We start from the raw sequence: 2,053 nt of genomic DNA on the forward strand, positions 1-2,053 counted from the left end.
AGACGTACTCCGTGCCGATCCTGCCGTAGATGTAGTAGCGGCCCTTGACGGTGTCGAAGCTGGCGCGCTGGCCGGCCGGCAGCATGGCGCCGCCCTGCACGTTGTTGCTACCGATCCAGGCATAGCTGGGGCGCAGGTTGCAGCAGGTGTAGCCGGTGATGGGAGCCGGCAGGCGGATGGCGCAGCCGCTGAGGGCGGCCAGGGCCAAGGCCAACGCGGCAAGTACAGGAGCGCGCGAGGCGCGGGTGGGTGGTGACAGCATGAATGAAAACTCCCTCGAAAAATTCTTGCTAATGCGCTTCAGGCGCTATTGCTATTTTGAAATCTCAAACTCGTATGGTTTACGAACAGAGCCAATCGCGTCCCGCGTGCAAGCGCCGAATAAACCGAAGTTTTTCCTCGCCTGCCTCAAAGAGACACGATTTGCTCCGCCAGCATAATTTTCATTTCCAGCTTGAACCGGATCATCCTCCCAGAAACAAACCGGACAAATGTTCCAATTTCCGTTAGGAGGCTCCGAATAAGTCAGATAGCCACAGCAAAGACAGGCGCATTGAATGGCACTTTCTTGAATCGACATAGCGTTCTATTTTTTTGAATTGCCATTAGCATGATTTTTTGCATTTTTATAAGCGTCGCGATATTTTTTTAAACCTTCCTCAGAAGAATCTTCGTATCCGAACTCAACTCCACACTGAGGACAAATTGAGTAAGATGGAGTAAGTCCATCCACTCCCCATGGGAGAAATGGATAGCAATCAAATTGACAAACACGGCATTTGTACAGATCAGCATTCATTTTGAATTCCAGAAATCGATATTTGTTTTGAAACCATGGATAGAAGGATTTGGCCTGAACATGGTTTTTGGAACCCCGTCTACTGTTCTGACAGCAAAAGTATTCGTCGAAATATCATAGAAAAGCACGTCCCCATTTTTTGCCGTTTTTGTGAGCGTTCCAACCGGAGGGTTAACCACAAAATTCTGAGCCGCCTCTGTATATTGAGTCAGGGATTGTAATTCTGGAAATTCAGACCCATGTTTGTTCCAGTGAACAAAAGCGTTCGCCTCCATATTTCCTGGTTTTCCGGTTGTCCAGGCCGTGGCATCAATACCGTCGCGATAGAAATTATTGGTAATTCGCGTTGCGGCCTCTTCACCAACATCCCTGCCAGTTCGACTGAGAATGACTTCCCTGACGACTGCAGAACTGAGGGTTCGCCCCACAGCCAAGCCACCCAATGTCGCGATATCGGCGGCCAGCAGTCCAACTGCCGCGGCCTCCGCAATCACCGGCGTCTTGTCGATCACGTTGATCGCGGTGTTGATCTCCTGAATGCTCCTGCGCGCCTGCTGTCGAGTCTCTTCGCTCAGCGTGGAGTCATTCAGCAGCAGTTCCAACTGCGTTCGCTCTTGCTCCAGAGCAACTTTTTCCAGGATGGAACTGCGTCTGAGTTGCCCCGTGTTGTCCGCATCGCGGTGGTCATACTCTTGCAGAACAGCCACTTCGCACTTTGGATCGCCCATGGCTTGGCAGCTTTTGATCTTCTGATCTCGCGAGCGCAAGTCAGAGGCTGTCAGGAAGTTGTTGACAGTCTCGGTGTACGCCCCGGCTGCGCCGGCAGTCCCGCCCACGGCGGCTCCCACAGCGGTGCCAGCCGCAGCAACCAGCGCTTCCTTGATGGGAATCGGCAAGTCCGATGAGGCGATCTGCTCGGCAATGAGCGGAACGCTGATGGCGGAAGCAGCCGCACCCACGCCGCCGGGTGCGCCACCGCCCAAAGCCCCTGCTGCCGCATGCGCGGCGATCCGCATGACGCCGCCTTCTTTCCAGTCTTCGCGTATCTGATCGGCCTGCGCGTACAACGCCGATTTTCTTTCGGGGTCATCCGTTCGAGCCGCAAGATCGTAGAGATCGTCGGCCTCTTGGAGTCTTCCATTGGCATATTCGCCAATGGCCCTGGCCGCGTTCTGATTGAACTGCTGCGCGATCTGCGCCTGCGCCTGCACGTCCTGCACGATGGACTGGGTGTTCCAGTCCTTGATCAGCGTG

At 54.3% G+C, this 2,053-nt stretch carries 2 protein-coding genes and 1 pseudogene; all 3 read right to left on the bottom strand.

Annotation, left to right across the window (positions count from 1 at the left end; translation table 11 throughout):
- Positions 1 to 262 (bottom strand): hypothetical protein (locus tag Q392_RS26305; protein WP_211260314.1); only part of this gene is annotated, 262 nt, incomplete at its 3' end.
- 51 nt (positions 263 to 313) lie between these two features.
- Complete coding sequence (locus Q392_RS34265; protein WP_084217428.1) at positions 314 to 580, bottom strand: CPCC family cysteine-rich protein; 267 nt, start codon at positions 578 to 580, stop codon at positions 314 to 316.
- A gap of 215 nt (positions 581 to 795) precedes the next feature.
- Positions 796 to 2,053 (bottom strand): annotated as a pseudogene (locus Q392_RS33560) (hypothetical protein); the annotation flags it as partial.

Origin of the sequence: Xenophilus azovorans DSM 13620 (assembly GCF_000745855.1) — a bacterium.
GTDB classification, from domain to species: domain Bacteria; phylum Pseudomonadota; class Gammaproteobacteria; order Burkholderiales; family Burkholderiaceae_C; genus Xenophilus; species Xenophilus azovorans.

Coding starts and splice junctions, on each gene's coding strand:
- Q392_RS34265 (WP_084217428.1), bottom strand. CDS start 580: ATGTCGATTCAAGAAAGTGCCATTCAATGCGCCTGTCTTTGCTGTGGC.